Source organism: Desulfovibrio sp. 1188_IL3213 (genome assembly GCF_036763145.1).
In the GTDB taxonomy this organism is placed as follows: Bacteria; Desulfobacterota; Desulfovibrionia; order Desulfovibrionales; family Desulfovibrionaceae; genus Desulfovibrio.
In genome coordinates this window covers 1-1,627 of sequence record NZ_JBAIYR010000476.1, presented here as the reverse complement: position 1 = coordinate 1,627, position 1,627 = coordinate 1, and the positions used below count along the sequence as shown (strand labels likewise).

Genomic DNA, 1,627 nt, shown 5'->3' with positions numbered 1-1,627 from the left:
GGGCGGACGGGCGCGCCCCGTCGGGCAGCCCGCGGTTTTCGCCGGACCTGATGGTCATTCCCGGTCTGGCCTTTGATCTTTCCGGCGGCCGTCTTGGCTATGGCGGCGGTTATTATGACCGCTTTCTGCAGGCTGGGCTTGATTGTCCGCGCATGGGACTGTGTTTTGACTTTCAGCTTGTTCCTGCCCTTCCTCTGGCCCCCTGGGACCAGAGGGTTCATTATTTATGCACCGAAGAGCGTCTGCTGTGTCCATAATAAGCTACATTCCTTTCATGTTTCCGGGCCTGGGTTCCGTGCGCTGCGTGTTTCAGACCCGCCCCGGCGGTTCCGGCCAGGGCGAATACGGCGGCGGTAACATTTCTTTCAGCGTTGGCGACGACGCGGCCCACGTGGCGGACAACCGCAGGAACTTGCTGGCGTCCCTGAAAACACAGGGCATGAGCCAGTGGGCGGAACTGTCACAGGTGCATGGCGACGTGATGGCTTTTGAGCCTCAGCCTGTCGCCTGTGATGCTGTGCCAACCGAAGAGGGCGACGGCATGGCTACCGACCGGCCGGGCCTGGGGCTGCTTATCAAGACGGCGGACTGCCAGCCTGTTCTTCTGGCGCACAGAAGCGGCCGGTATGTAGCGGCCATGCACGCGGGCTGGCGCGGCAACCGTTGTGACTTTCCCCTTGCCGGCGTTGTACGCTTTTGCGAACGCTATGATCTCAAGCCGCAGGATGTTTTTGCCGTGCGCGGGCCGAGCCTTGGCCCCGGTATGGCGGAATTCGTCAATTTTGACAGGGAGTGGGGCGCGCAGTTCCGCCCGTGGTTTGACGAAGAGAGCCGCACTATGGACCTCTGGAGCCTGACCCGGCATCAGCTCATGCTGGCCGGTCTGCCCGCGCGCAACATTTTTGGCCTGGACATATGCACAGCCAGTAATAACGAGCAGTTTTTCTCCTATCGGCGGGCGAAGGCCTCGGGGCGGCAGGCCAGCATAATCTGGATTCAGAACGGCTAGAGCAGGTTAACTTGGAGAATATACATTCTCAAAGGTTAAGGCCCGCTCACTTCGGCGTTTAACCGCGCAGATAAACCGCGCTTACCCCCTGAAACAGCCTTGGTACAGGCCTCTGGCTTTTGCGCAACAGTGCGCCCAACCAGTTGCCGCTGTCCAATGGCGAACGCGAAGACCAATCACTGCCTGATTACTGCTGGCCGTTCGCGGCGGCTCAGCATGCTCGTTGAGGGCAGGGCGGCGGTTCCGTTTCTTCAGGGACTCGGCGCACAGGGGCATTTTCGGCATGCGTGTCTGCGCTGCCGCGCCGTTGTGGGCCTTGGGCTGGTTTGTCCCGGCCTGCCTTGCCCAGAGATCTGCCTTGGTTTGATTTACCTTGCCTGATCTGCCTTGGCTTGTGCAGGCAGTGTCAGACATTGACAGCCCGCCCGCCCCCGCCTAAAGTATGCGCGGCAATGGTAGCCGGTGTGCCGGCTTGAAAAGGGAATCCCGTGCGAACGCCGCAAGCGGCGGCTTTTGCCGTAAGGCGTGTTTCGTCCGGTCCTGCGGGAAATTCCAGCAAAAGGTGCAGACCGGCATTGTGGCCGTGTATACGCACACGCTTGCCGAACAGGCGGCCAA

The 1,627-nt window shown here is 60.9% G+C and carries 3 protein-coding genes; 2 read left to right on the top strand and 1 reads right to left on the bottom strand.

The features are described from left to right. Together V6C16_RS12770 and V6C16_RS12765 are read left to right on the top strand one after the other, a co-directional pair. Window positions 1-257: 5-formyltetrahydrofolate cyclo-ligase (locus V6C16_RS12770; protein WP_333543387.1), on the top strand; the 257-nt coding region annotated here is incomplete at its 5' end. A 17-nt stretch (window positions 258-274) separates the two neighbouring features. Further along, window positions 275-1,009 (top strand): polyphenol oxidase family protein, encoded by a 735-nt coding sequence (locus tag V6C16_RS12765; protein ID WP_333543388.1) that lies wholly within the window; start codon window positions 275-277, stop codon window positions 1,007-1,009. Window positions 1,010-1,415: 406 nt separating this feature from the next. Here V6C16_RS12765 and V6C16_RS12760 read toward each other — a convergent pair. Continuing rightward, the coding region (locus tag V6C16_RS12760; RefSeq protein ID WP_333543386.1) for a hypothetical protein at window positions 1,416-1,627 on the bottom strand (212 nt) is incomplete at its 5' end.

What these genes read in the sequence shown, in the direction of transcription:
- V6C16_RS12765 (WP_333543388.1), top strand. Translation starts at nt 275, where the DNA reads ATGTTTCCGGGCCTGGGTTCCGTGCGCTGCGTGTTTCAGACCCGCCCC.